This window comes from Halorhodospira sp. M38 (assembly GCF_022227985.1).
Taxonomy (GTDB): Bacteria; Pseudomonadota; Gammaproteobacteria; order Nitrococcales; family Halorhodospiraceae; genus Halorhodospira; species Halorhodospira halophila_A.
The window spans coordinates 159,319-184,415 of sequence record NZ_JAJNQP010000002.1 but is presented as its reverse complement, the minus strand read 5'-3'; the positions used below and the strand labels follow the sequence as shown (position 1 = coordinate 184,415).

The window sequence follows — 25,097 nt, the reverse complement described above, 5'->3', positions numbered from 1 at the left end:
GTATGCGTGGCCGACATCCTCTATCTGGTGCATCGTCTGCCCTGGCCCCCGGACAAGGGCGACAAGATCCGCTCTCACCATCTACTGCGCCACCTGGCCGAGCGTCATCGCGTGCACCTGGGCACCTTCATCGACGATCCGGCGGATTGGGACCTGGTGCCGGCGGTGCGCCGACTCTGTGCCAGTCTCTGTGTCAGGCCATTGCCACCGGCACGGGTCCGCTTCCGGGCCCTGACCGGGCTGCTGAATGGCGAGCCCTTGACGCTGCCCTGGTACCGAGACCGTTACCTGCGGCGGTGGGTCCGCCAGACCCTCGACGGGCATTGGATCCGGGCGGCGGTAGCCTTTTCTTCGACGATGGGGCAATACCTGCCGCCGCGGAGTAGCGGGGTCCTGCGCGTGGTCGACTTCGTGGACGTGGATTCGGACAAGTGGCGGCAGTATGCCGAGCATCAGCGAGGGGCCATGGCCGCCGTGTATCGGCGCGAAAGCCGTCGTTTGTTTGAGTATGAGCGCGCACTGGCCGGTTCGGCCGATGCCTGTTTGTTCGTCTCGGAACAGGAGGTGGCGACCTTCCGCAGCCTGGTGCCCGAATGTGCGAACCGCGTTCACGCGGTGGCCAATGGCGTCGACGCCCACTACTTCGATCCGGAGCATGCCGGCCCCTGTCCCTATGCCGAGGGTCGTCCGGTGCTCGTCTTCACCGGGGCTATGGACTATTGGCCCAACGTGGACGCCGTCGGTTGGTTCGCCGACGAGGTGCTCCCTCGGTTGCGCCGGGAGTGGCCGGGACTGGTGTTCGCCGTCGTCGGGAGCCGGCCGAGTGCGCCGGTTCGGGCGCTGGCGCAGCGCCCTGGGGTGTTGGTGACCGGGGGCGTGCCGGATATACGGCCCTGGATGGCCCATGCCGATGTCGTCGTGGCGCCCCTGCGGCTGGCGCGGGGCGTTCAGAACAAGGTCCTGGAAGCCATGGCCATGGCTCGGCCGGTTGTCGCCACGCCACAGGCGCTGGAAGGGATTCGCGCGCGGCCGGGCGTCGAAGTGGCTGCGGCCGAGGCCGAGGCCGAGGCCTTTGCCGCAGCGGTGACCGCACGCCTGGGCGGCGGGGCCGGTTTGATGGGCCAGGCGGCGCGGCGGCGTATCCTCAGCGATTACAGCTGGGCTGGCAGCCTCGCTGCCGTGGATCGCTTGGTTGAGGGTCCGTCGCCGGTCGACGGCCGTCTGTGGGCTGCGCTCCATGTCGGTTGAACCGCGGTGGGCTGCCTGGGGGCCGGCACTGCTTGCGCTGGGGGCGGGGCTGATTGTACTGGCCGGCGTATTCTACCCGACGTTCCGCGAGATGGTGGCCATCTGGGCACGGTCCGAAACCTTCGCGCACGGCTTTCTGATCGGGCCCATCGTCCTTTTGCTCACCTACCGCCTTCGTGATCGGTTGGCTCGCCTGACTCCGCAGCTGGCCCCCGGTGCGCTGGTGGCGCTGGCGGGGCTGGTTCTGGTCTGGGTGCTGGGCGCGCTGGTCGATGTAGCCTCGGTGCGGCAGTTTTCCGCCGTGTTGATGATCCCGGCGCTGGTCTGGCTGTTGCTGGGCAGCGAGGTGGCACGGGTGGTTCGTTTTCCCTTGGCGTACCTGCTTTTTGCCGTGCCGTTCGGTGAGTTCTTGGTCTCTCCCCTGATGTCGTTGACCGCCGATTTCACCGTGGCTGCCGTGCGTCTCTCTGGCGTTCCTGTGCACCGTGCAGGGCTGGATTTCGAGTTGCCCACCGGCAGTTGGTCCGTGGTCGAGGCGTGCAGCGGAGTCCGTTACCTGATCGCGAGCTTGGCTCTCGGTGCGCTTTATGCCTATCTGGTCTATCGCAATCCCTGGCGTCGGGCCCTATTCATGGTGGCTGCTGCACTGGTGCCCATCGTCGCCAACGGTCTTCGGGCCTACGGGATTGTCATGCTCGGCCATGCCAGCGATATGGAACTGGCGGCGGGAGTGGACCACCTGATCTACGGCTGGGCCTTCTTCGCGCTTGTGACGGGGCTGCTGTTCTGGGTTGGGACGCGTTGGCGGGAGCAGGGCGCGGTCGTGGCGCTGTCGGGACCTTCGCCGAGGGGGAGGGTGGCCCCTCGGCGGCGCTTCGCGGCCCTCGCGGTCGCTGCGATACTCCTTGCGGGCGGGCCTTGGTATGCCGACCGGTTGAACCAGCGCGATCTGGGTCCGGTGGCCGGGCTGGGCGACGGGCCGGTGGCTCCATCGGGATGGGCCCCTGGAGAGGGAGAGCTGGTTTTGTGGCAGCCGGGCTATCACCACGCCCGAGCCGAGCGCCGCGGGGTGGTGGTGGCCGGGGGTGCGCCAGCTGTAGGTCTGCATATCGGTTATTACCGGGCGCAGCATCGGTACGGCAAGATGGTCGGTTGGGAGAATACGCTGGCCGGGCGGGAGCGCCCCGAATGGCGTCAGCAGGGGAGCGGCCGGGCCGATGTGGCGGGGTGGCCGGCGGCAACGCGAATGCAGTTGATGGGCCCGGATCGCGAGCTGGAGGTCTGGCGCTGGTACTGGGTCGGTGGGCGGCTGACGACCGTCCCGCACGAGGTGAAGGCACGTGAGGCCCTCCTGCGTCTGGTCGGTAGGCGCGATGATGCCGCCCTGATCGTGCTTTACGCGGACCCCGGCGATGATCCGAAGGCGGCGCGGGAAGCCCTGCACGCCTATGCGGTCGCGGCGCTGCCGGAGATCCTCGATCAGCTTGACGCGGCGCGTCGTCAGTGATGGTGGTCGGCACGGCGGGGCGCATGGGGCGCCGGGATCCGCGGCCTCTGGTGGCGCACCTGATCTACCGGCTGGATTACGGTGGTCTCGAGCAGGTGCTGGTGGAGTTGCTGCGTTGGCTGCCGGCGGAGCGTTTCCGGCACGTGGTCATTTGTCTGGATGGGTTCGATCCGGCGTTCCGCACCCGTTTGCCTCGGGCGGTGTCGGTCTACGCCCTGCACAAGCCGCCGGGCTGGGGGCTCGGCACGCAGTGGCGGCTCGCTCGGCTCCTGCGGCGGTTGCGGCCGGATATCCTGCACAGTGCCAATCTGGCCGCCCTGGAGGGTCAGCCCGTGGCCGCGCTCGCCGGCGTTCCGGTACGGATCCACGCCGAACATGGCTGGGATATGTCCGATCTGCGCGGTGACAGCCGGCGACGGCGGATCTGGCGCCGGCTGTTGAGCCCTTGGGTGCACGCCCACGTGGCTGTTTCCGGGCATCTTGCCGACTATCTGACCGATCGAGTGGGGATCCCCGCTGAACGGGTGCATACCATCCGCAATGGTGTCGACTGCGCGCGGTTTACCCCTAAGCCGCGGCGGTCCTCTTGGCCGGTCTATACCATCGGAAGTGTCGGCCGCCTGGTTGCGGTCAAGGATCAGCAGCGTCTGGTGGTGGCGTTCTCCCGGCTGAAGCAGATCTTGCCCGAGCTTTTTCCTGGTCTTCGGCTGGTGATCCTCGGCGAGGGACCGCAACGCACTGCCCTTGAAGAGGTCGTCGCGGCCGCCGGGCTGGGTGCACAGGTAGCGCTGCCGGGCAATCGGGAGGATGTCTCTGCCGAGCTTCGGCGGATGGACCTGTTCGTGTTGCCGTCGCTGGCGGAGGGTATCCCGATGACGGTTCTCGAGGCTATGGCCACCGGGGTGCCGGTTGTGGCCTCGCGGGTAGGCGGTGTGCCGGAGGTGGTGCTCGAGGGCGTGACCGGCACGCTTGTTCCCCCGGCGGACACTGGGGCGCTGACCGCCGCGCTGGCCGGTTATGTGCTCGACCCCTCGCGCGGTCGTAGCCAGGGCAAGGCCGGTCGGCAGAGGGTGCTGCAACACTTGGATGTGGCAGGAATGGCCGGAGCCTACGAAACTCTGTACGAGAGGCTGCTGTGCCACCGCCGTCCGCGTGCTCACAGCATCCCAGGGGAGGTGAGCTAGATCGTGTGCGGACTGACCGGAGTGCTGGATCCCGACGCGACGGATCTCGCCGGGACGGGAGAACTGGTGGCGCGGATGACGGCGTCCCTTGCGCACCGCGGTCCGGACGAGAGCGGTGTGCACCGTGAGCCGGGGCTGGCGCTGGGCCACCAGCGCCTGTCGATCATCGACCTCGCCAATGGTCAGCAGCCCCTGGCCAATGACGATGGAACCGTGCTCACCGCCTACAACGGCGAGATCTACAACCATGCCCAATTGCGGGCCGAGCTGCAGCAGTTCGGGTACCGGTTCAGAACCCGCTGCGATACCGAGGTCATCGTCCACGCCTGGGATCGGTGGGGTGAGGCGTGCGTGAAGCGGTTCCGCGGCATGTTCGCCCTTGCGGTATGGGACCGGCGGTGCCAGACGCTATTCCTGGCCCGGGACCGGCTCGGAATCAAGCCCCTGTGCTATGCCGAACTGGCTGATGGCCGACTGCTATTCGGCTCCGAGATCAAGGCCCTTCTGGCTTGTCCGGATCTGTCGCGGGAACTGGATCCGGCGGCGGTGGAGGAGTATTTCGCGCTGGGTTATGTGGCGGACCCGCGCAGCATCTATCGGGCCGTTCGCAAGTTGCCGGCCGGGCACACGCTCACCGTGGTGCGGGGGCGTGCCGTGGGGGAGCCGCGCTCCTACTGGGATGTCACATTCGCCGCAGATGACCGCTTGTCGGAGGCGAGAGCCGTCGTGACCCTCGGTGAACAGCTGGAAGAAGCCGTCCGCATCCGGATGCTGGCGGACGTGCCCCTGGGAGCCTTCCTCTCCGGCGGTATCGACTCCAGCGCTGTGGTCTCGTTCATGGGGGAGACTTCGCGAGGCCCGGTTGACGCCTGCTCCATCGGTTTCGGCAATCACCGTCTCAGCGAACTCGATGTGGCCCAACAGGTTGCGAGGCACCTGGGTGTACGCCATCACGTGCAGCAGGTGGATGGTGATGCCCTGGCGGGCCATATCGATCGGATGGCGTGGCTATTCGACGAGCCCTTTGCCGATAGCTCCGCACTGCCTACTGATGCGGTCAGTCGCGTAGCCAAGCAGCGGGTTACTGTGGCGCTTTCCGGGGATGGTGGCGACGAGGTGCTGGGCGGCTACCGGCGGTATCGCGGGTACGCCCGCGAGGCGCGGGTCCGGGCCCGTCTTCCCCAGGCCCTGCGGCGGGGGGTGTTCGGCTCCTTGGCCCGCTGGTACCCGCGGGCCCATCGAGCGCCCCGCCTTCTGCGTGCCCGGGCCACGTTCGAGGCCCTGGCCGCCGATCCGGTCGCCGGTTACCTGCGCAGCGTTAGCCTCAGCGACGATGACAGCCGTCGGCGGCTATTCTCTCCCAGCATGCATCGTGCTCTGCAGGGCTACCATGCCGTCGAAGTGCTTTGCCGCCATGCCGATGCCGCGCCGCGCCACGATCCGTTGGCCTTCGCGCAGTACCTGGATCTCAAGACCTGGCTGCCGGGCGATATCCTCACGAAGGTGGATCGAGCGAGTATGGCCCATGGGCTCGAGGTCCGGGTTCCGTTGCTGGATCACCAGCTGGTGGAGTGGGCGGTGACGCTGCCGGCGCACCTCAAGGTCCGGGGCGGTACAGGCAAGTACCTGCTCAAGAGAGCCCTTCAGGATCGGCTGCCGTCGCAGATCCTCCATCGCCGCAAGCAGGGCTTCGAAATACCGCTGGCTGAATGGTTGCGCGGTCCGCTGCGCGGGCGCCTGCAAAACGCACTTGAAGGGGAGCGGCTGGCCGATTGCGGGTGGTTCGATCGGGTTCAGGTGCAGCGTCTGTTCGAGGCGCATCAGCGGGGGCGGGCCGATCACGGTAGGCTGCTGTGGTCGCTGTTGATGTTCGATGCCTTCCTCGGCCGTCGATCCGGAGCTGCCCGGTGAGGGGCCTGCCTCCGGTGTTGGTGCGGCGCCTCCTGCTGCCGCTGCACGAGCGTCTGCGCGGCCGTTCGACCCTCCGTGAGCTGGCCCTAATGCGGGGTCGGGAACGGGATGCCGCTGCCTTTGACGTTTACTGCCTTGAGCGCCTGGAAGCCTTGCTACGGCACGCCGCGCGGCATGTGCCGCACTACCGGGAAGCGGTGTGCGGCGCTCCGCGCCCGGCGCTGACCGATTTCCCGGTCCTGGAACGGCATACGGTTCGGTCACGGGGCCGGGCGTTGTGCAGCGAGGTTCCTACAGCGCCGCTACTGCCCGCCAGCACTGGCGGATCAACGGGAACCCCGATGCAGTTCTGGACCGACCGGGTCAAAGAGACGCGACACAACGCGCAGAAGCTGCGCTTCCGGCTCTGGTATGGCGTCCATCCAGGGGAGCGGCAGGTCGATTTCTGGGGGTCGCCCATCGAACTCGGCCGCTCCTCTCGTTTACGCCGATTCAAGGATCGGTACCTGCTCAACCAAGTCATCTGTTCCGCCCATGACCTGAGCCCAGGCCGCATCGAGGCCTATGCCCGTTTCCTGGGAGGGTTTCGCCCCCGGTTGGTTTACGGCTACCCCACCGTGATCGACCGGGTCGCCCGGTATATCGCGGCGGCCCCGGAATCGGTGGCGGGGTGGCAACCACGCGTGGTGGTTTCTACCTCGGAGATGCTCTATCCCCAGCAACGCGCCACGATCGCCGAGGTGCTGAAATGCCCCGTGGCCAACGAGTACGGTGCCCGGGATGGTGGGCTGATCGCCCACGAGTGCCCGGCGGGGTCGCTGCACATCGCCGCCGATCACGCCTACGTGGAGGTCGCCGACGCAGACGCCGACGGTGTCGGCGACCTGCTCGTCACCAACCTGGATGGATACGGCATGCCGCTGATCCGCTACCGGGTGGGAGATCGGGGGCGACTCGGGACCGGCGGTTGTGCGTGCGGCTCCGTTTTGCCGGTCCTTGACCTGCTCGAGGGCCGCAGGAACGACTTCCTGCTCGGCTGTGCCGGGCGCCGGATACACGGCTCTGCCGCCAATTACGTCCTCCGCGAGGTGCCCGGCGTGATTCAGTATCGCCTTCGTCAGCGCGCTGACTGCAGCCTCGAGGTTCAGCTGGTCACCACGGAGGAGTGGGATGCGGCGCGCACCCAGCGCATCCGGGAAGGCCTGCTCACTATGCTCGGGATGCCGGTGCCCGTACGCATCGAGCATGTGGCGGCCATCGAGCCGACGCCGGCCGGCAAGTATCGCTGGGTCGAGAGTGAGGCACTGGAGCCATGAAGATCCTGTACCACCATCGCACCCGGGGAGAAGACGCACAGGGGATCCATATCCGCGCCCTGTGCGCGGCATTCCGCGAGCTGGGCCACCAGGTGGTGCTGGTGGGGCCGCCGAGGCGGCGCTCCGCGGCTTTGTTCCCCCCGGGTGGTGCGTCGCCCGGCACAGGCGTGGCCGACGCGAGGCCTTCGCTGGCCGGCTTGGTCATCCCCCACTGGTTCTACGAGTTGCTCGCCCTGGCCTATAACACGGTTGCTGTGCCCGTTTTGCTCGCTCAGGCGCTGCGCCACCGGCCCGGCTTGATCTACGAGCGCTACGCCCTGTTCTCCCTGGCAGGACTCTGCGTGGCCCGGGTGGTGCGTCGGCCCTTCATCCTCGAGGTCAACGCACCGCTGAGCCTGGAACTGCGTCAGCACGGCCACCTTTGGCTGCGTGGCCTGGCGCAGCGGGTCGAGGATTTCCTTTGTCGGTCGGCCACGCGCACTGTGGTGGTCAGCCAGGCCATGGCCGAGATCCTTAAGAATCGCGGGATTCCCGCGGAACGCCTGCTGGTGATGCCCAATGGCGTTGACCAGGACCGGTTCCATGCCGGGGTCGACGGGGAGTCCGTGCGATCGCGGTTAAGGCTAACGGGGTGTCGGGTGGTGGGGTTCGTCGGCTGGGTTCGCCGCTGGCACGGCGTGGATGGCTTGATGGCTGCCCTCGCTCCGCGCCTGCGGCGTGACCCTGGCCTGCGTCTGCTCGTTGTGGGCGATGGCCCGGCGCTGCCAGATTTGCGCGCGCGGGCACGGCAACTGGGAGTTGAGGACCGCGTCTGCTTCGCCGGGGCGGTGTCGCAGGAAGAGGTCCCGGCCTATATCGCCGCCCTGGATATAGCCGTCCAGCCCGCCGTTACCGAGTACGCCTCGCCGATCAAGCTCTTTGAGTACCTGGCCCTAGGGTGCCCGGTGGTTGCGCCGGATCAGGCGAATATCCGCGAGTTGATCCGGCCCGGTGTGACTGCCGAGGTCTTCCCCCCTGGGGATTGGGGGGTGTTAGGGGTGCGCCTCGAGGAGCTCCTGGATGACCCGCAGCGGTGTCGGCAGTTGGGAGAACGCGGTGCGGCCTCGATCCCGGAGCACGGCTATACCTGGCGGGCCAACGCCGAGCGCGTCCTCGCGGCGGTGGAAGCAGGTGGCTCGTTGCCGGTTACGGAGGGGCTGTGACCCGGACGGGCGGCAACGGCAGCGGGGTGCTCCCGGGGGGGGGCTGTGTTGTCGTGCTCAGTCGGGTCTTCCCCAATGCCGCTCAGCCGGCCTATGGGGTGTTCGTGCGTGAGCGCATGTTTCGAGTGGCTGCCCACTTACCGATCACTGTGGTGGCACCGGTACCGTGGTTCCCGGGGCAGGGTTTGATTCGCCGCTGGCGCCCCGGCTATCGCCCGCCGGTGCCGCGGTACGAAGAGCAGGCAGGTGTGGCTGTCTACCACCCGCGGTTCCTCTCCTTTCCGGGCATGCTCAAGGGTCTAGATGGGCTATTTCTGGCCCTGGGCGCGCTGCCGGTACTGCGCCGGTTGCGCCGCGCTGGTGCACTTGATCTGATCGATGCCCATTTCGTCTATCCGGACGGGGTGGCGGCTTGGTTGCTGGGGCGCTGGTTTGGATGCCCGCACACCATCACGCTGCGGGGCACGATCCAGCGCATCTCACGCACCCGCTTACGCCGCTGGTTGGCCCGCCGGGCGATGCTGACGGCCGCGCGGGTGTTTTCCGTCTCCCGGTCGCTTCGCCGAGTGGCCCTGAGCATGGGGGTGCCCCCGTGGCAGGTCGAGGTGGTCGCAAACGGGGTCAACCTATCCCGATTCCGCCCCCTGGATCGCAGCGAATGCCGCTCGGCACTGGGATTGCCCCTGGATGCGCGGGTGCTGATTACGGTGGGAACCCTGAACGAGCGCAAGGGGTTCCACCGGGTCATCGAACAGATGCCGACCCTGCTCGGCCGAGAGCCGCGGCTACACTACCTCGCCGTCGGCGGTGGCAGTCCTGACGGGGATGATGCCGAGCGTCTGCAGCTGCTGGCGCTTCGACAGGGCGTTGCAGACCGGGTGCATTTCGTTGGGGCCGTGGCACCGAAGGACCTGTCGACCTACTACTCGGCGGCCGACGTCTTCGTCCTAGCGACCCGGTTCGAGGGGTGGGCCAACGTGCTTCTCGAGGCGGCGGCCTGTGGCCTGCCGGTGGTGACCACCGAGGTGGGGGGCAATGCCGAGGTTATTCGAGATCCGGCAGTGGGGGTGTTGGTGCCTTTTGGCGATGCCAGGGCGCTTCGCGAGGCGATTCTCCGGGCTCTGCGGGAGCCGTGGGATCAAAGGGCGATCCTGGCTCACGCCAGGGCTAACGCCTGGGAGAGTCGCATACCCGCCCTGGTCGAGCGTCTGGAGGGCCTGGCGCAGCGCCGCCCGCGTCCTGTTGCACCGCCGGTGCGGACGTTATGACGGCCCCAGCCATCGATGCCGACTGGCTGACGCCACTGGTGGCGGGGCTGGCGAGTTATCTGCGGACGGACGGGGGGCTGCGCGAGCCCGGTGGGGCGGAGCTGACGCCGCCCGGGCACTACGGCCAAGTCTTTACGGCGCTGGCGCTCCACGAACGGCCGGAACTGGGGGATTGGCGTCTACCGCTGCGCTACTGGCAGGGGCTGCCTAAGGGCCAGCGGGGGCATGAGCCGTTCAATCGCCTGGGTTTGCGGTTGCTCGAGCGCTCCCTTGCAAGTTCTGGCGCCGCGGAGGTGGATCTGCGCCGGGTCCGGCGGGCTGCTGAAGCTTGCTCACTCGGCCGGCGATACGTCTCCAACAACTGGGCGCTGCTCGCGGCGACGGTGCGCCTGCTGGAGGCCGCCACCGCCCGGGAGCGGCATCGTCGGCTCCGGCAGCTGCTGCATTGGGTGCGACGCTGGAGCACCCCCGCCGGGGGGTTCATCGATTTTCCGTCGCGGCCAGGTACCAGGGTAACGACGCCCCCTGCTTACCATTTTAAGGCGCTCCTTTGTCTCTGGATCGCTTACAGCCGCTCGGCCGATGCCGAAGTCGCCGCCCATCTGCGGCGGATGCTGGAGTGGGTCGGCCTATTCCTGACCCCTGCGGGTTATTGCGGTGGTCTGGGGCGGAGCAATCACGCGCTCTACGCCGACGCGTGCCTGCTGACCGTCCTGAACGGCGCTGCGGGGGCGGCCGCCGGGGAGTGGGGTCTGGCTGCAAGCGCGATGCGCGAGCGCCTGGAACGGCAACGTCGTCCGGATGGCCTGTTCTGGCTGACGCCTGCACGTTGTGCCGGTGCGGTCGGGGGATGGGACCACTATATGCATCTCAGTGTCTACAACGCCTGGGCCGCGGGTCTGTGGTGCGCTGTAGCCGCTGGTCATCCTGATCTGACGCCTACCGAGGTGCAGTGGCCTGAACACCCGTGGCCGGAACCGGGCGGGTGCCGGTTCGATCACGTTGCGGGTGTTGTCAGGCAGCGGGGCGATCGCTGGGATCTGGTGATCAGCCTCGGTGGTCAGCCTGTCCAAGGGTATAGTTGCCACGAGGCGGACCTGCGCAGCCTTGGCGTGCAGCCGGTACACCTGGAGCTTGATGGTTCGCCGTGGTTGCTGCCGCTGTCCCGTGGCCCGGGGAGAGGGTTGGTGCGGGAACCTGGAAGCGCCGGCGGGCAGCCGCTGGTCATCGATCAGGGGCATTGCTATGCCGGGCTTCACTACACGGATGTCGGGTGGCGGGCGACAGAGTCCGGCCTGCACTGGTGGGGCGAGGGGGTGCCAGAGGCGCTCTGGCGGCAGGTCGGCGCGGGTTGGTTCGGACGCCTGCGCGAGGCGGTAGACTGGCGATGGCTCGGGGGTTGGCTGGCGCGCCGGGCAGCCGTGTCGCCGGATCGGCTCGACGGGCATCGCTGGCGCCTGGAAATGATGTGGGATGGGCGTCGGCGGCTCCTACAGGCTTGGTGTACCCTCTATCCGCGGCCAGGGTCAGAGGCACATGTGCTGATTCCGCGGGGATTTCCCGTGCGGCCGGGCGAAACAGCGGGGTCCAGTCTGGGGCAGCGCAAGGGCGGTGCGTATGAGGTTCACCCGTGGCCGGTCACAGAGCCTGCCGATTTCACCTGGCACGTCACCGCGGAGGAGAAGAAGGCGGCGATCCCCTCTGCGCGTCATGGCGACGAATCCACGGGGCGGGCAGCCCGCTGAGTTTCCGGGAGCCATAACGGGAAAACCCGAGACAGCCGGCCTGCACAAGGCAGGCGGCTGTCCCGGGGTCCCGGTCCCGTGCACGCGGGGTCGACGGCGCCGTTACTTGGCGTCGTCGTCCGGCGACACCTTGTCGGAGAGCTTCTGCGAGTACTCACCGAGCACTGGCACCTCCCAATCCTTGCTCTGGAAGGCGTTGAAGGCCATGAACAGCAGGCCGATCAGACCCACCCAGAACACCAGGGGCATCCCGGCAAAGGCGGCGTTGAGAATCGCCACGCAGATCCAGACCACAGCGATCACCGCGGAGATCGCCAGCGACTGAGCGGCGTGGAAACGCACGAACGGATCGGCCCGATCGAGGAGCAGGAAGATCGCACCCGTGACGGGACCACCGACGTAGGAGAGGCCAGCGGCAAAGTGGCGCGGCAGCCCGGAGTTGCCGAGGAAGACCTCGCTGCTCTCGCTGCTCTTGCTGGCGCTGGAGGCCGCGGAACCCGTTGCGGCGGAGCTGCTCGCCTTGCTGGCGGTGCTGCTCGTGCTCTTGCTGGCACCGCTCTGCTCAGCGGCGGTCTCCACGGTGCCGGACTTGGCCGCCTCGGATTTGGCGGTGCCGGCCTTGGTCGTGCTGCCTGTGGATTTGGTGGTGCTGCTCTTGCTGCCCGTTTCCGAGGTTTTCTTGGTCGATTTGTCGTTCATGTCCTCGCTCATTCTGGACACCTCCATATCAATGCCCCTTCAGGGCGACTCATACCCCCGGCCCGTCGTCACAATACCGAGGAGCGATAACCTCCGCAAACTGCAAGTCCGGGCCGCCGTTGTTGATTTCCGCAGGTAACCACCAATTTATGCGGCCCATCGGTTGCCTGATGAAACGAATGTTCAGGCGAAACCCGGTGGGTTCCATTGATCCATCATGCGCTCTCTTGCCACATCCAATCGTTTCGACATCAGCGCTGAGAACCGTTTCAGGATCTGATAGCCGAAAGCCGGATCCGACTCGCAGCGTTCGATAATCGCCGCGCCGTCGAACTCCAGCAATTCGGTCGCGTCCTCGGCCCGGGCGTTGAAGTTCCAGCGATACGGGGGGATCAGCCAGGACCAGCCCAGGATCTGATCGGTCCCCAGGCGCTGTACCTCCAGCGTCGGGCCGCTGATGGCCGGGACCTCCAGCACGATGCCGCCGGCGCGGATCAGGTAGAACGCCCGTGCGGCGTCGCCGTGGCGGAACAGGACCTCGTCCTGTTCGAGCGTGCGCGGGCTGGCACACTCGGCCAGGAACTCCACGTGGGCACGCTCCAGTCCCTTGAAAAACTCCTGATCAGACAGGATGTTGGCGATGGATGCGGGCATGGTGCGTGCCTCCTGGGGCGGATGCTCCGCCGCCGCCGGCCCCGTGCCCGGCCGATCGACGGGAACGGCTCAGCTTGCCATGCGCGATGGCCCTTCGGACCATCGGCGCTCTTCGCGCTCCCCACTGTAAAGGTAATCCCGTGTCAAAGGCACTGCGTCTTGCTGCCGCGCCAGCTGGAGTTGCAGGACCATCATACCGCGCCAGCGGAAAGCGGCCTCACTGACGGCCAGGTAGAACTCCCACATGCGGCAGAACGATTCGCTCTTGGCGGTGGCGACGCGGTCGCGGATGCGCTGGAAGCGTGCCTGCCAGTGGGCCAGCGTGTAGGCGTAGTGGAGTCGGAGGACCTCGATATCCGTGGTGCGAATGCCCACGCGCTCCACCGAACTCATGACCTCAGAGGTGGCCGGGATGTAACCGCCCGGGAAGATGTAGCGTCGTATCCACGGGCTGGTGAACCCCGGTGGGTTGAAGCGGCCGATGGTGTGGACGAGCGCCACCCCATCGTCGGTCAACAGCCGACGGACGGTGTCGAAATAGGTATCGTAGAAGGGCACGCCCACGTGCTCGAACATGCCGACACTGACGATGCGCTCGAACGGTCCGGTCACGTCGCGGTAGTCCTGCAGCCGGATCTCGACGCGGTCGGCCACGCCCGCCTGCCGGACGCGTTCCTGCGCCAGGCGCTGCTGCTCGCTCGACAGGGTCAGGCCCACCACTTCGACCTGTTCATGGCGGGCCAGGTGGATCGCCATCGAACCCCAGCCACAGCCGATATCGAGCACGCGGTCGCCGGGCCGCAGGCACAGCTTGCGGCGGATGTGGGCGGCCTTGGCGCGCTGCGCCGACTCGAGGTCCATGTCCGGATCCTCGAAGTAGGCGCAGGAGTAGTGCATATCGGCGTCCAGGAAGTTCTGGAACAGCCAGTCGTCCAGGTCGTAATGGGAGGCGATGTTCCGCCGCGCCGCGGCCGCTCGGTTCCACTGCTGCAGCGGGCGCGCGGCCCACAGCAGCCAGGCCTTGACGCCGCGGGCGCGTGGTGGCGGGAAGTTGTTCAGCAGCACCTCGAGGACGCCGAGCAGCCCGCCTTCACCGGGGCTCCAGTCGCCGTCCATGTAGGTCTGGCCGAGCATGAACTCCGAATCGAGGGCGATGCGCCGCAGGGTGCGCCGGCGATGGATGTGCATCACCCCGTGCGGCGGGCCGCCGTCCCCGTAGGCGCACTGCTCTCCGTCGTCATAGCGCAGCTCCAGGGTCCCGCGACGGATTCGTCGACCAAGTCGTTGTTCTACCCATTTCATCGACACGACTCCATGATGTCTGTCTGGGCGACCCGGTTCCGGAGGCCGGACACACGGCACTCCTCCCAGTTTGGCTCAGGAATCCAAGGGTGTTGCAGGGGGTGGCCGGGACGCAGGCGCGCACCCCCGTGCGCCGTATCGCCGCGCCTAGCGGCGCAGTGCGCGTCGGGCGCGGACGAGGCTGCGGTACCAGTCGCGCCGGGGCAGCGGCACCGGCGTCGGGCGGCGGCTGAGCAGGCTCACCTGGCTGGCCTGCTCGCTGAGCTGCTGCCCGCGGGAGATGGTCGCCAGAACCCGCTCGCGGGCGCCGTAGGTCTCGGTCAGGAACCGCCTCCCGTCCTCGGTGAGTTCCACGTGGTAGTGGCGGACCAGGGCAAGTGCCAGCTGCTCAGCGGAGCGGCTCAGGTCCTCTTCGACGCTGGCGGCCATCGCCTCGCCGAGGTCGCGTTTCTCCCGGGCGCTCATGCCCGGCTCGAGGCCGCCAAGGTAGCTCGCGTTGGTAGCCCCCAGTCCGCGTTGGACCTCGGGCCGGGAGAGCTGGATGTGCGGTTCCAGGGCCAGCGCGGTCTCAACGGCCAGGTGCCGGGCTCGGTGGGGGGTCAGATCGCGCACCTGCTCGCGGGGGCGGCGGGGCTGCGCGTCGCTGCGCAACCACTCCAGCCCTTCGTCGCGCAGGTGACGCATGATCTGCTGGCAGACGGTCTGCCGGGCGTCCTCGTCCAGGGCGACCGTCCGCTCGACGATGCGCAGGCCCCGGCCGCCCCGGCTGGTGCGCAGTCGCTGCGGATCCCCGGGCAGGGTTCCGGCAAGGTCGTTCCAGCGCTCGGTGGCCTTAAGTAGTTCCGCGTGGGCGGTGCCGAGGGTGACCAGGGCCTCTCGGGCCGAGCGGTAGAGCGACAGCGCCGTGCCCAGGGTGTCCGCGGTGCGTGCCAGGCGCTCGCGGCTGGCCCGGTCCAGGGCCCGGCGTTGCTCCAGGGCCTGCAGACGGTCGATGCGCATCTGCAGGTCGTCCATGGCGGCCATGACGCGTTCCAGCAGTTTATTGGAAGGCAACTCTTCGGGGACCAGCTCGTAGGGCAGGGCGTCGGCCTCGATCAGCCAGGCGGCCAGTGCGCGGATGCGGTTGTCGCTGGCGGCCTGGGCCAGGCGATAGCGGCTGCGTGCGGTCTCCAGGGCCTCCAGGGCGCGGGCAAGCTGCCATCGCCCGCGGTAGGTGAACGTGAGGATGGGGATCTCGCGGCCGTTGATCAGCTCGAAGGCCAGCCCGAGCATATCCTCCACGTCGCCCATGGTGATCAGCAGCGGGTTATCCTCCTCGAAACCCGCCAGTACGCGTTCGATAAAGGCCTCGTTGCGCGCGATGCCGGCTCGTAGCTGGGGCACTCCACCGAGGAAGCGCTCGCGCAGGGCGCTGGCGGCCAGTGGGGCCTCCGGCCGGATCTGCTGGTACGCGGTATCGAAGAGTTCCTCGTGCTGGGCGTTGAGGTCCCGGATGCGGGTGAACAAGCCCGAGCGGCGGTAGCTCTCAATACGCGCGAGGACCTCGCCGAGCTGGCGATCGCCGGTGAGGTCCTGGCAGGCCAGGCCGATCCCGGCCGGTGAGAGGTCAACCCGGCGCAGGAGCTGGCGGGCTGCTTCGCTGCGCCGCGCCTGGCCGCTGAGGCCGGCCACATGGAGATCCCGGCTGGCCAGGATCAGGTCGCCGAGGTGATCGATGGTGCTGGATACATCGGCCTGGGCGCGTTCCTGGGCCGGCCCCCAGGTGCTGTCGTAGACGATCTTGGCCAGCAGGCCGATCAGGCCGGAGAGGATGGTGAAGGTCGTGAAGTAGATCAGCAGCTGGGTGTGGGGGGGATGACCGTAGGCCACCCAGTAGCCGCCGGTCAGCCCCAGGCCGGTGACCGGGCCGGCGGTCCAGGCCAGGCTGAGCAGCGAGCGGGAGATGCGCACCCGGCGCACGGCCCGGGACCATTGCTCCAGGCGCTCATTGGCCTCCCGATCCAGTGAAACGCCGGGAGGGGGAGGGTCGTCGCCCTCGCCGGAGTCACGGTCGGGCGGCTTGCGGGGCCAGGGGATCAGTCGCACGAGGTGGGTGTTCTTTTCAACGATAACGGTTGCGGTATTCCTGCAGCAAAGGCGCTGCGAGATCAAGCGGTATCGCATAACTGATCCCGCTCGGCTGGCGCATGGCGGCCTCGCGTCCCTCTTGGGCGAAGACCCGGTTGATGACGGCATACACCTCTCCGGTGGCCGGATCGTAAACCGGGCTGCCGCTGTTGCCCGGGTAGGCGGTGCCGTCGATCTGAAACGCCAGTGGCGCCGTTGCCTGGCGGAGGCGGGTGATCTGCTCCGGCGAGAGCTCGCCGCCGTGGCGCACCGGAAGTGCCAGCGGCGTCCTCGCAGAGACAATACCTGTGTGGGTGGCTGGGTAGAATCCGAGGATCATGCCGATCGGAAATCCGGTATAGGCGACCGGGTCGCCGATACGAAGTTGTCCCGAATCGGACGCCAAGGTCAAAGCCGGCAGGGGGGTACCACTGATGCGCAGCACGGCCAAGTCGTGCTGGGGGCTCTCGGCCACCACTTCCGCCTCGCGCATGCTCGGGGCCCCCGGCTCACCCGCGAGGACGATTAGCCGTTCGCGGCGCTCGCGGTCAAGCTCACTGGGGAGCACATGCCGGTTGGTGAGCACGGCGCGGCCGTCCTCGAGGATGAAACCGGTGCCGCGGAAATCCACTCGCGGCGCTCGTGAGGGCTGATAAGTACCCACGCCGACCACGGAGGGTGTGAGCTGCTCGATGGTATCGGCCAGTTGCGCCGTCTGGCCCGGTGTGGCGAACAGCGTTGCAGTCAGCAGGAATACCGCTGCCCAGACCGTGCTGCGCGCCCAGCGCCGGGCAGCGGAGAAGCCTTTATTGATGTTCATGGCGTGTCCCTCGATGACTCCGCGCGACCGACCCAGCGCAGCTTCACTAAGCGTAGTTGCCTGATGCGCCGCCGGCGCCAGGAGGCCTGCTATCTTGAAGTAGTTCCCGCTCTGTTCCCCAACTCCATCGTTGAGGTCGCCCGCCGTGAACAAACTGACTGGACTGCGTCTCGGCCTCCTCTTCGGGGACCCGCGTCTGCCCTACGCCTACGGCCCCTACGGACGGATCGGCCCCGAGGAGCTGGCGGCGGCGGAGGAGGCCAAGCGAGTGCTGGCGGCCCTGCCCGGAGTGAGCCTGCGCGTTTTCGATGACCACGAGCGGCTGATCGATGATCTGCGTGATCATACGCCGGAACTGGCGGTGAACTTCTGCGACAACGGTTACCGCAACCGCCTGGAACTCGAGGCCAGCATCCCGGCACTGCTGGAGATGCTCGCCATCCCCTACACCGGGACCACGGCTACGGCCATGGGGCTGGGGCGGGACAAGGGGGCGGTGCGCGCCCTAGCCGCCGGACTGGGGGTGGCTGTGCCCGAGGAGTGGCTCATCGATCTGCGCGACCCGTGCCCGGTGGTGCCGCAGCGCTACCCGGTGCTGATCAAGCCGAACGACAGCTGCGGCAGCATCGGCATGGAGCCCGATTGCGTGGTGCGGGACGCCCGTCAGGCGCGGGCCTATCTGGGTCGTCTGGCTGGATCTGGGGTGGTCTGGGCGCTGGCCCAGGAGTTCCTCCCCGGGGCGGAGTACACGGTAGGGCTGGTCGGCAACCCGGCCACCGGGCTGTCGGTCCTGCCGCCGCTGGTCGTCGACTATTCGGCGCTGCCCCCGGAACTGCCGCCGATCCTCTCCTACGGCTCCAAGACCGACCCCGAATCCGCCTACTACCGGTCGCTGCGCTTTGCCCCGGCGCAACTCGACGAGGCGAAACGGGTCGGGCTCGAGCAGGCCGCGCGGCAGCTGTTCGCGCGGCTGGGGGCGCGGGACTATGCGCGGGTGGATTTCCGTGAGGATGCCCAGGGCATGCCGCGGCTACTCGATTTCAACAACCACCCCGCCTGGGGGCCGGAGGGGAAACTGGCGATGATGGCCGGATATGCCGGCTTCACCTACGCCGAACTCCTCGGGCAGATCGTCCAGGCCGCTGTGGAGCGCTACGCCTCCGGGGGGCGGCCGCTTGGTAGCCCGGTCTAGAGCAGCTGGCGCGGGATCCACTCGTCGTAGTCGCGGTGGAAGATGCGTGCCCCGTTCTCGAAGACCTCTAGCTCGGCGCTGACCCGGAAGTGTTCGGCGGTAGCATTCATGCGGGTCTGGCAGGTCACCCGCACGTCCCATTCCTCGCGGTGTAGGCGGGCATCGAGGTCGATCAGGGCCTGGGCCGACAGGGGATCGGTCTCGTTGATGCGGAAGGTGCGCCGGATGGTGTGGCCGACGGTGAGATCGATCTCCTCGAGCCGCGCCAGGGCAGCACCCTCCAGATCGGCGGCGTCGCCGAAGGTGCTGTAGATCGTCTCGTTGGTGGTCAGATCGTGCGCTACCGTGCGGTGCGGATCGACCCACTCGAGTGCCGTGGGTTCGGCGCCGGGGCCGCGCTCAGGCGGTGCGAAGGGGGCCAGGGATCGATCCAGGGCGCTGGGCGGGCGTTCCGGGAGCTCGAGGGTGCTGGCCCCGGTATGGACCGTCAGGGCCACGGGCTCGGGCGACGGCCAGATCAAGGGCCAGTAGGTGGTGGAGATGCTGAGCCGCAGGGTGTGGCCGGCCGGGAAGGCGTAGGCGATGTCGTTCAGGGTGATCCGCACCCGGTATCGCTCGCCGGGCTCGAGCGGTCGCGGCTGCTCGTGGCCGTCGCGATGGCAGAGGTTCAGCGCCCCGTAGCTTACTCGGGATGAGGTGCCGTCCGGGGCGACGTCATTGAGCCGAATCACCGCCATCGCCACCGGGCGGTCCACGGACAAGACCAGGTCTACCCGGGGCGCACCAAGGATCTCCAGCCGCCGGGGGAGCGGGTCCGAGTCGAAGACCAGGGACTTGCCGTCATCCTCGCGTTGATCCAGAGGGCCCTCGCCCTCGGCCCCGTAGCCGTAGAACTCGCCGCCCTTGAGCCCGGTGGTCTGCGGCGAGCGCACGCGCACCGCGTCCTCGGGATCGTCCGGCGTCTCACCCAGAGCGCCGACGTTCAGGTGCCACCGGTGGGCCTGGATGCGCGGCGAGGGCCATTCGGTCTCGGCCACCCAGCGTCCCGGCCGGTACTCCAGGTAGGGCGAGGGCGGCACCCACTCCTCCAGCCAGACCCGGAGCATGGGCTCGTCCATGATCCCCGTCTCGATGCCCTTGAGCCAGTGATCCCACCAGCGCACGGCCTCCTGGAACATGCCGATCCGTGGCCCGGGCACCGCGGCATGGGGGAAAGCGTGGGGCCAGGGGCCGATCAACCCTTTGCGCGGTGCGCTCAGGCCGGCCATCAGCCGAGGGATGGCGTTGACATAGCCATCCGACCAGCCGCCCACCGCGTAGACGGCGCATTCGATGGCAGCGTAGTCCTCGCAGACCGAGCCGTGGCGCCAGTAGTCGTCGCGATGGGGGTGCTGGAGCCAGACCGCCGGGAACAGGCGCAGGCTGTCGAGTCGCTGCTGCCACTGTTCGCGCCAGTCGGCGCCGGCGATGGCCGGGTCCGGCGGCCAGGCCGCCAAGCTGAAGAAACTCGAGCCCCAGGTCAGGTTCTCGTTAAGCAGGCAGCCGCCCTTGTAGTGCGCGTCATCGGCGTAGCGGTCGTCGGTGGAGCACATGGTGAGGATCGCGCGCAGGCCGGGTGGGCGCCGGGCGGCGACCTGCAGGGCGTTGAACCCCCCCCAGGAGAGGCCCATCATGCCGATGCTGCCATCGCACCATGGCTGTTCTCGGATCCAGGCGATGGCGTCCACCGCATCGTCCTGTTCCTGCTCCAGGTACTCGTCGAGCAGCACCCCCTCGGAATCACCGGTCCCGCGCAGATCCAACCGGATGGAGGCGTAGCCGTGGCCGGCGAAGTAGTGGTGCAGCGGCTCGTCGCGCAGACGGGTGAAGTCGCGCTTGCGGTAGGGCATGTACTCGAGCACCGCGGGGACCGGGGAGCGCTCCGCGTCCTCGGGCAACCACACCCGCGCCGCCAGGCGGACCCCGTCGCGCATCGGGATCCAAAGGTTCTCGATGACTCGGATGTTCTGCGGGAACGCCTCGACGATGCGCATGGTTCAGTCGTGGCCCCGGTTGTGCCCGGCGAAAGCCGGTTCCATCCGCCCCGCTGCCGGACGCAGGCCATCCAGGCCTGCCTCAAGCAACCGTTCGGTGGTGCGCACCAGGGTTCGCGCCACCCGGCAGGTGGTCTCGAGGGAGACGGATTCATTGGGTGCGTGGGCCTGGTCGATGTCCCCGGGGCCGTAGATGACGGTCGGCACCCCGGCCAGGCGAACCCAGCCGGACATGTCGCAGCCGTAGGGGGCGGCACTGATCCGCGGCTCCTGGCGGAACTCGTCGCCGGCGCACTCGGCCAGGGTGCGTACCAGCGGGTGGTCGGCGTCGGTCTCGGCCGAGCCGAACCCCGAGGCCAGACGCCGAATCTCCGGCGGGTTGCGGGATAGCCAGGGGTCGTCGTGGATCGCCTCGGCGATGGCGTGGCGAAACCGGGCCTCGGCCTCGTCGATGGTCATGCCCAGGGGGACCCCGACGCGGACCTGGGCCTCCAGCGAGTCCATCACCGAGGACGACCACAGCCCGCCGCGGATGACCCCGACACTGGTGGCGTAGGGCAGCGGGTGGACGGTCATCAGCGGGTGCTGCTCGGCGGCGTTCAGGGCCTGCTCGTCGGCCCGCATGGCCTGGTACAGGGTGATGAAGTGATCCAGGGCGCTCTCGCCTTGCAGGCGTTTGCTGGCGTGGGCCGATTTGCCGGGTACGCGGATGCGCAGGGACATGGCCCCGGCGTGGGCGATGACCAACTCCGGGATGCCGTGCTGCACCGTCGGTTCGGGGATGATGCAGGCATCGGCGCGCCAATTGCCGCGGATGGCCGCCAGCGTGCCGAGCCCGCTGTCCTCTTCAGCCGGGACCGCGGCGAAGATCACCCGCCCCGGGAAGTTGCGCCCCCCTTCGGCGAAGGCCTCGAAGGCGGCCAGTGCGGCCACGAGGCCGGCTTTCATATCCGACGCGCCGCAGCCGAAGACCCGGTCGCCCCGGGTGACCCCGGAGAAGGGCTCGTCCTGCCAAAGGCCGTAGTCGCCTGGCGGTACCACATCCACATGCCCGGTGAGCAGCACGCTGGGACCGGGCTGATCGCCCCGGACCACGCCTACCACCACCGGCGCCCAGGCCCGCTCGACCTCGTGGCCGGGGTAGCGGGGGTCGCGCTGCAGTGAGGCGATGCCATCGTTCCAGTAGTCGATCTCAGCGTCGTACTGTTGCAGCCAGTTGGCGATGCGAGCGACCGCCCCATCCTCCTCGCCAGTGATCGAGGGGATGCGGATCAGGGAGACCAGTCGCTCGTGGATGCGCGCTTCGTCGAGGTAGGCGGTACGGCGGACCATGCGTGCTCCGCGGTTTCGGGGGCTACCATGGAGTATATGCACCTGAGACCGACCTTACCCGACGATCTTGCTTTCGTGCGCACCGTGGAGGGCGCCACGGAGAACGCCGCATTCGTCGAGCAGTGGACCGTGGCCGAGCACCAGGCCTGCATCCACGCCCCGGGCTGCGCGCACTGGATCCTGGAGGCCGGGCGGCCGCGGCGGGCGGTTGGGTATGCCATCCTGCAAGACGTGGATCACCCCGACGGCGTAGTGATGCTGCGCCGGATTGCCATTGCTGGTAAGGGCCGCGGTTACGGCCGCCGGGCGGTGCGGGCCTTGATTACGCACGTCTTCGCCGAGCTGGGGGCGCAGCGCCTGTGGCTCAGTGTGCTGCGCAGCAATCGCCGGGCGCTGCGCCTGTACCGCGACCTGGGGTTCGTCGATGACCCGCAGGCCGTGCCGGCTCCCGGCTCGCGCATCCTGATCCTGGAGCGCCCGGCGGCCCGTCAGTAGTTGGTTTCTAAAGGCTCCGAGAAGCGAAAATCGAGCTGCTCCATGATGGACCGGAACTTGTCGTGGAGGTGCTGTTCGTCCTCGCCGCCGATGAACAGCTCGGCGATCTCGTAGCTGTAGCTGTCCTGCCCGCGCAGCTCGGAGAGCTGCGTCCCCTCGGCGACCTGGATGTGGATGGACAACTCCGGGTGGGTGCGTTGCAGGGCGCGGATCTGCTCGGCATCGGGCACCCGCAGCACGCGGGCGTCCCCGTAGACCCGCGGCATGAACTTGGCCGCCATCGGGAAGCGACCCTCCGGCCGCGGGAATCGCGGGCGTCGGCCCAGGCTGATGTCGATAGCCACCTCATGGTGGGAGGTGCCGGTGGCGATCTCGAAGATCGGACAGTGGGACTTGGAGATCCGTGGATTGACCTCGAGCAGCCAGATCTTGTCCACGTCTTCGTCCCAGAAGAACTCCATGTTGAAGGGCGTTTGGTCGAGTCCGATGTGTTCGAGCAGCCGCCGGGCGTATCCCTTCATGCGCTCTTGGACGGGGACGGGGAGGCTGGAGGGGTACTGGTAGCTGATGAAGCTGACCTGGTTCGAGCCGCGCAGGGAGTCGAGGATGGCGTAGGTCACCACCTCGCCGTTGAAGACGTACCCCTCCAGGGTGCAGAGCCGGCCCTGGATGATCCCCTCGGCCAGGGCTGTGGCTCCACTCCCGGTGCCCGGCAGACGCTCCGGGTGATCAACGCGCTCGGTGAAGGCCCGGAACGGCTCAGAGAAGACCGGGATCCCCCGGGCGATCGCGTCGATGGCTGCGCGGAACTGGTCGTCATCCTCGACACGGAAGCCGAGCATCGACGAGAAGGCCACGGCCGGCTTGAGCCAGAACGGGTAGGGCAGTTTGAGGGTGGCCAAGGGGTCCTCGGCATACGGGTCGATGCCCTGAAACGCCGGCGTGCACTCCGGGACGGCTGCCTCGCAGGCCAGCCGATTCCAGTACTTGTTCTCGCAGAGCAGGATGCTCTCCAGGGACGGGGTGGGTAGTCCGTACTCGCGGCGCAGCACGGGGAGCAGCGAGGTGGTCGGGAAGTCCCAGTGGCCGATGATCGCATCCACCCGCGGGGCCTGCGCCAGGGTCTGGCGGGCCTCGTCGAGGATGGCCGGGATGTCGTAGCGCTCGGGGAGGATGATGGTGTCGTAGTCGATCAGCGGGTGAAAGGCGTACTGGTCGCTGTCGCGTACGGTCTTGAGCTGTTGGAGGTGAAAGTAGCCCAACCCGATGACGAAGATCTGCTTGCGATCGTCCATGGTTCCCTCGAACGGGCGCGCCCTACTGCACGGTTGCCTACGAGGGAGCGTAGTCCAGGTGGACGGAGTTGCAGTGCTCAGCCGTCGCCGGTGGCCTCGATGCGCTCGAGCCGGGTGCGCTGGGCGTGGCGTTCGCTGCGGCGATCGACGGTACGCACGGGCAGGCCGGCCCAGCCCTCCGCCATGTACCAGCGCACCGCCCGTTGCTGGCCCGGCTGCTGGCGGGTGAGACGCACCGTGCGAAAGGTGCCCGGGTGTGCGCGCACGGTCTGCCGGCCCTCCACCCGGAAAACGACCTCTTCCACCTCACCCTGCTCATCGACCACCTGGTGGCTGATCTGCGTATGGCGCGTCCCCTCCAGGGCCTCTTCCATGACCTGCCAGCGGTGGGTCAGCGGGTCGAGTGCATCCGGGGGCACGGCGATCTCGCCCGCCTCGACAGCGGCCTCGTCATCGGTGAAGCGCGCCGCCAGGGTGACCTCCTCCTCCGCGTCCTCGAAGGCGGTCTCGGGGTCATACGCCTCGTCGGTCTGGAAGACGGTCGCGGTGCGGACCTCGTAGGTCTCTGGGCGGGCGACATCGCCCTCGAGGGTGCCCTCGCTGATCTCCCGGGTGCGGCGGATGCGCCGATCCCCCGGGTGGTCGGCCTGGGCCGGGTGCTGGCGGTGTTCGCGGATGCGCTCCAGGCGGAAGGTGTCGTCCGCTTCGAAGTCCCAGGTCAGGGTTTCGTAGCCGCGCCACTGCCCACCGTCCTGGATCCAGTAGCGCGCGCTCCCGCTCTCGGGCAGTTCACCGGCGGCGGCGATGGTGGAGCCGAAGCCGACCAGTACGGCGGCTGTAACACCGAGGCGGTGAGGTAACCGGGCGGGCTTGATAGCAAGCATGGGCTGCGTCGTGTCGGTTTGCCTGTCCCTGTTGTCGGCAGGTGGAGGGTGGGGATGAGGGTGCGAGTTGACGCCGGGATCAGGAGTGCGCACAGTCAGTCGGGATGTTGCACCGCGGCGCGCGGGTGCGCGCGACGCCAATAGAGGGGTAGGCATGAAGATCCTGGTCACAGCCAAGCGGGTGATCGATTCCACCGTCCGGGTGCGTGTGCGCCCAGACGGCTCCGGCGTGGACACGGCCAACGCCAAGATGGCTATGAATCCGTTCGACGAGACGGCGGTCGAGCAGGCGGTCCGGTTCCGGGAAGCGGGTGCGGCCAGCGAGGTGCTGGCGGTCACGCTGGGGGATGCGGGCAGCGAGGAGGTGTTGCGCACTGCCCTGGCCTTCGGCGCCGACCGCGCGCTGCGGGTGGAGAGCGACAACCCCTTGGAGCCCCTGGCGGTCAGCCGGGCGCTGGCGGGGCTGGTCGAGCGTGAGCAGCCCGATCTGGTGCTCATGGGCAAGCAGGCCATCGACGACGACAGCAACCAGGTGGGGCAGATGCTGGCGCAGCACCTGGGCTGGGGGCAGGCCACCTTCGCTTGCGCCATCCACCCCGAGGGTGAGGAGTTGCAGGTGACCCGCGAAGTCGACGGCGGGCGGCGCACCGTCGCGGTGCGGCTGCCGGCGGTGGTGACCACCGAGCTGGATCTCAATCAGCCGCGCTACATCAAGCTGCCGAACATCATGAAGGCCAAGAAGAAGCCGATTGACCGGATATCGCTCGACGACCTGGGAGTGGACGGGGCCTCGCGCTTGGAGTTGCTCGGGGTCGAGGAGCCGCCGCCGCGGGCAGCGGGTGAGCGCGTGGCGAGTGTGGCCGAGCTGGTCGACCGCCTCAAGAACGACGCACAGGTGATCTGA

20 protein-coding genes are annotated in these 25,097 nt (G+C 68.1%); 11 read left to right on the top strand and 9 right to left on the bottom strand.

Going from position 1 to position 25,097, the window contains the following annotated elements; all coding sequences use genetic code 11:
• The first annotated feature begins 6 nt into the window (after positions 1-6).
• From LRA98_RS02500 to LRA98_RS02465, 8 genes are read left to right on the top strand one after another with little or no spacing between them, the layout of a single operon-like run.
• On the top strand, positions 7-1,248 hold the full coding sequence (locus LRA98_RS02500) for a TIGR03087 family PEP-CTERM/XrtA system glycosyltransferase (protein ID WP_201242296.1): 1,242 nt from the start codon (positions 7-9) through the stop codon (positions 1,246-1,248).
• Positions 1,238-2,755 carry an exosortase A gene (gene xrtA, locus LRA98_RS02495; RefSeq protein WP_238632963.1) on the top strand — a complete coding sequence of 506 codons (1,518 nt, stop codon included), beginning with the start codon at positions 1,238-1,240 and terminating at the stop codon, positions 2,753-2,755. The genes LRA98_RS02500 and xrtA overlap by 11 nt, the downstream gene beginning before the upstream one ends.
• Entirely contained in the window at positions 2,755-3,939 is a 1,185-nt protein-coding gene (locus tag LRA98_RS02490; protein ID WP_238632964.1) for a TIGR03088 family PEP-CTERM/XrtA system glycosyltransferase, read from the top strand. The genes xrtA and LRA98_RS02490 overlap by 1 nt, the downstream gene beginning before the upstream one ends.
• Before the next feature lie 3 nt (positions 3,940-3,942).
• Positions 3,943-5,850: an XrtA/PEP-CTERM system amidotransferase gene (locus LRA98_RS02485; RefSeq protein WP_201242293.1), complete on the top strand. Its 1,908-nt coding sequence runs from the start codon at positions 3,943-3,945 to the stop codon at positions 5,848-5,850.
• 5 nt (positions 5,851-5,855) lie between these two features.
• Positions 5,856-7,166: a phenylacetate--CoA ligase family protein gene (locus LRA98_RS02480; RefSeq protein ID WP_207189787.1), complete on the top strand. Its 1,311-nt coding sequence runs from the start codon at positions 5,856-5,858 to the stop codon at positions 7,164-7,166.
• Complete coding sequence (locus tag LRA98_RS02475) at positions 7,163-8,368, top strand: glycosyltransferase family 4 protein (protein ID WP_238632966.1); 1,206 nt, start codon at positions 7,163-7,165, stop codon at positions 8,366-8,368. The genes LRA98_RS02480 and LRA98_RS02475 overlap by 4 nt, the downstream gene beginning before the upstream one ends.
• Positions 8,365-9,636 carry a glycosyltransferase gene (locus LRA98_RS02470; RefSeq protein WP_238632967.1) on the top strand — a complete coding sequence of 424 codons (1,272 nt, stop codon included), beginning with the start codon at positions 8,365-8,367 and terminating at the stop codon, positions 9,634-9,636. Before LRA98_RS02475 ends, LRA98_RS02470 begins: the two co-directional genes overlap by 4 nt.
• Positions 9,633-11,381: a hypothetical protein gene (locus LRA98_RS02465; protein ID WP_238632968.1), complete on the top strand. Its 1,749-nt coding sequence runs from the start codon at positions 9,633-9,635 to the stop codon at positions 11,379-11,381. Before LRA98_RS02470 ends, LRA98_RS02465 begins: the two co-directional genes overlap by 4 nt.
• A gap of 102 nt (positions 11,382-11,483) precedes the next feature.
• Here the strand turns inward: LRA98_RS02465 and LRA98_RS02460 are convergent, their stop codons facing one another.
• The 5 genes from LRA98_RS02460 to LRA98_RS02440 form a co-directional block, all read right to left on the bottom strand.
• Positions 11,484-12,092: a DUF4870 domain-containing protein gene (locus LRA98_RS02460; protein ID WP_238632969.1), complete on the bottom strand. Its 609-nt coding sequence runs from the start codon at positions 12,090-12,092 to the stop codon at positions 11,484-11,486.
• Positions 12,093-12,263: 171 nt separating this feature from the next.
• Positions 12,264-12,734, bottom strand: coding sequence for a Crp/Fnr family transcriptional regulator (locus tag LRA98_RS02455; protein WP_238632970.1), 471 nt, complete (start codon positions 12,732-12,734; stop codon positions 12,264-12,266).
• A gap of 69 nt (positions 12,735-12,803) precedes the next feature.
• The gene (locus tag LRA98_RS02450) at positions 12,804-14,036 is read right to left on the bottom strand and encodes an SAM-dependent methyltransferase (protein ID WP_238632971.1); all 1,233 of its coding nucleotides are present in this window, start codon (positions 14,034-14,036) and stop codon (positions 12,804-12,806) included.
• 147 nt (positions 14,037-14,183) lie between these two features.
• Complete coding sequence (locus LRA98_RS02445; protein WP_238632972.1) at positions 14,184-16,121, bottom strand: hypothetical protein; 1,938 nt, start codon at positions 16,119-16,121, stop codon at positions 14,184-14,186.
• A gap of 16 nt (positions 16,122-16,137) precedes the next feature.
• Positions 16,138-16,962: a S1C family serine protease gene (locus LRA98_RS02440; RefSeq protein ID WP_238632973.1), complete on the bottom strand. Its 825-nt coding sequence runs from the start codon at positions 16,960-16,962 to the stop codon at positions 16,138-16,140.
• A gap of 145 nt (positions 16,963-17,107) precedes the next feature.
• Between LRA98_RS02440 and LRA98_RS02435 the strand changes: the two genes are divergently transcribed.
• Entirely contained in the window at positions 17,108-18,154 is a 1,047-nt protein-coding gene (locus LRA98_RS02435) for a D-alanine--D-alanine ligase (RefSeq protein ID WP_238632974.1), read from the top strand.
• Here the strand turns inward: LRA98_RS02435 and LRA98_RS02430 are convergent.
• A complete protein-coding gene (locus tag LRA98_RS02430; protein ID WP_238632975.1) occupies positions 18,151-20,187 on the bottom strand; it encodes a CocE/NonD family hydrolase in 2,037 nt (678 codons plus the stop codon). The two genes, LRA98_RS02435 and LRA98_RS02430, sit on opposite strands and share 4 nt — an antisense overlap.
• A 3-nt stretch (positions 20,188-20,190) precedes the next feature.
• On the bottom strand, positions 20,191-21,519 hold the full coding sequence (locus LRA98_RS02425) for a M20 family metallopeptidase (RefSeq protein ID WP_238632976.1): 1,329 nt from the start codon (positions 21,517-21,519) through the stop codon (positions 20,191-20,193).
• 36 nt (positions 21,520-21,555) lie between these two features.
• Between LRA98_RS02425 and LRA98_RS02420 the strand changes: the two genes are divergently transcribed.
• The gene (locus LRA98_RS02420) at positions 21,556-22,014 is read left to right on the top strand and encodes a GNAT family N-acetyltransferase (protein WP_238632977.1); all 459 of its coding nucleotides are present in this window, start codon (positions 21,556-21,558) and stop codon (positions 22,012-22,014) included.
• Here LRA98_RS02420 and LRA98_RS02415 read toward each other — a convergent pair.
• On the bottom strand, positions 22,008-23,309 hold the full coding sequence (locus LRA98_RS02415) for an ATP-grasp domain-containing protein (RefSeq protein WP_238632978.1): 1,302 nt from the start codon (positions 23,307-23,309) through the stop codon (positions 22,008-22,010). The two genes, LRA98_RS02420 and LRA98_RS02415, sit on opposite strands and share 7 nt — an antisense overlap.
• A 77-nt stretch (positions 23,310-23,386) precedes the next feature.
• On the bottom strand, positions 23,387-24,193 hold the full coding sequence (locus LRA98_RS02410; RefSeq protein ID WP_238632979.1) for a hypothetical protein: 807 nt from the start codon (positions 24,191-24,193) through the stop codon (positions 23,387-23,389).
• A 154-nt stretch (positions 24,194-24,347) separates the two neighbouring features.
• Here LRA98_RS02410 and LRA98_RS02405 point away from each other — a divergent pair, with 154 nt between their 5' ends.
• Positions 24,348-25,097, top strand: coding sequence for an electron transfer flavoprotein subunit beta/FixA family protein (locus LRA98_RS02405; protein WP_238632980.1), 750 nt, complete (start codon positions 24,348-24,350; stop codon positions 25,095-25,097).

Excerpts from the sequence above, each read along its gene's own strand:
- xrtA (WP_238632963.1), top strand. The coding sequence starts at position 1,238 with ATGTCGGTTGAACCGCGGTGGGCTGCCTGGGGGCCGGCACTGCTTGCG.
- LRA98_RS02490 (WP_238632964.1), top strand. The coding sequence starts at position 2,755 with ATGGTGGTCGGCACGGCGGGGCGCATGGGGCGCCGGGATCCGCGGCCT.
- LRA98_RS02475 (WP_238632966.1), top strand. The coding sequence starts at position 7,163 with ATGAAGATCCTGTACCACCATCGCACCCGGGGAGAAGACGCACAGGGG.
- LRA98_RS02465 (WP_238632968.1), top strand. The coding sequence starts at position 9,633 with ATGACGGCCCCAGCCATCGATGCCGACTGGCTGACGCCACTGGTGGCG.
- LRA98_RS02460 (WP_238632969.1), bottom strand. The coding sequence starts at position 12,092 with ATGAGCGAGGACATGAACGACAAATCGACCAAGAAAACCTCGGAAACG.
- LRA98_RS02455 (WP_238632970.1), bottom strand. The coding sequence starts at position 12,734 with ATGCCCGCATCCATCGCCAACATCCTGTCTGATCAGGAGTTTTTCAAG.
- LRA98_RS02450 (WP_238632971.1), bottom strand. The coding sequence starts at position 14,036 with ATGAAATGGGTAGAACAACGACTTGGTCGACGAATCCGTCGCGGGACC.
- LRA98_RS02440 (WP_238632973.1), bottom strand. The coding sequence starts at position 16,962 with ATGAACATCAATAAAGGCTTCTCCGCTGCCCGGCGCTGGGCGCGCAGC.
- LRA98_RS02430 (WP_238632975.1), bottom strand. The coding sequence starts at position 20,187 with ATGCGCATCGTCGAGGCGTTCCCGCAGAACATCCGAGTCATCGAGAAC.
- LRA98_RS02425 (WP_238632976.1), bottom strand. The coding sequence starts at position 21,519 with ATGGTCCGCCGTACCGCCTACCTCGACGAAGCGCGCATCCACGAGCGA.
- LRA98_RS02420 (WP_238632977.1), top strand. The coding sequence starts at position 21,556 with ATGCACCTGAGACCGACCTTACCCGACGATCTTGCTTTCGTGCGCACC.
- LRA98_RS02415 (WP_238632978.1), bottom strand. The coding sequence starts at position 23,309 with ATGGACGATCGCAAGCAGATCTTCGTCATCGGGTTGGGCTACTTTCAC.
- LRA98_RS02410 (WP_238632979.1), bottom strand. The coding sequence starts at position 24,193 with ATGCTTGCTATCAAGCCCGCCCGGTTACCTCACCGCCTCGGTGTTACA.
- LRA98_RS02405 (WP_238632980.1), top strand. The coding sequence starts at position 24,348 with ATGAAGATCCTGGTCACAGCCAAGCGGGTGATCGATTCCACCGTCCGG.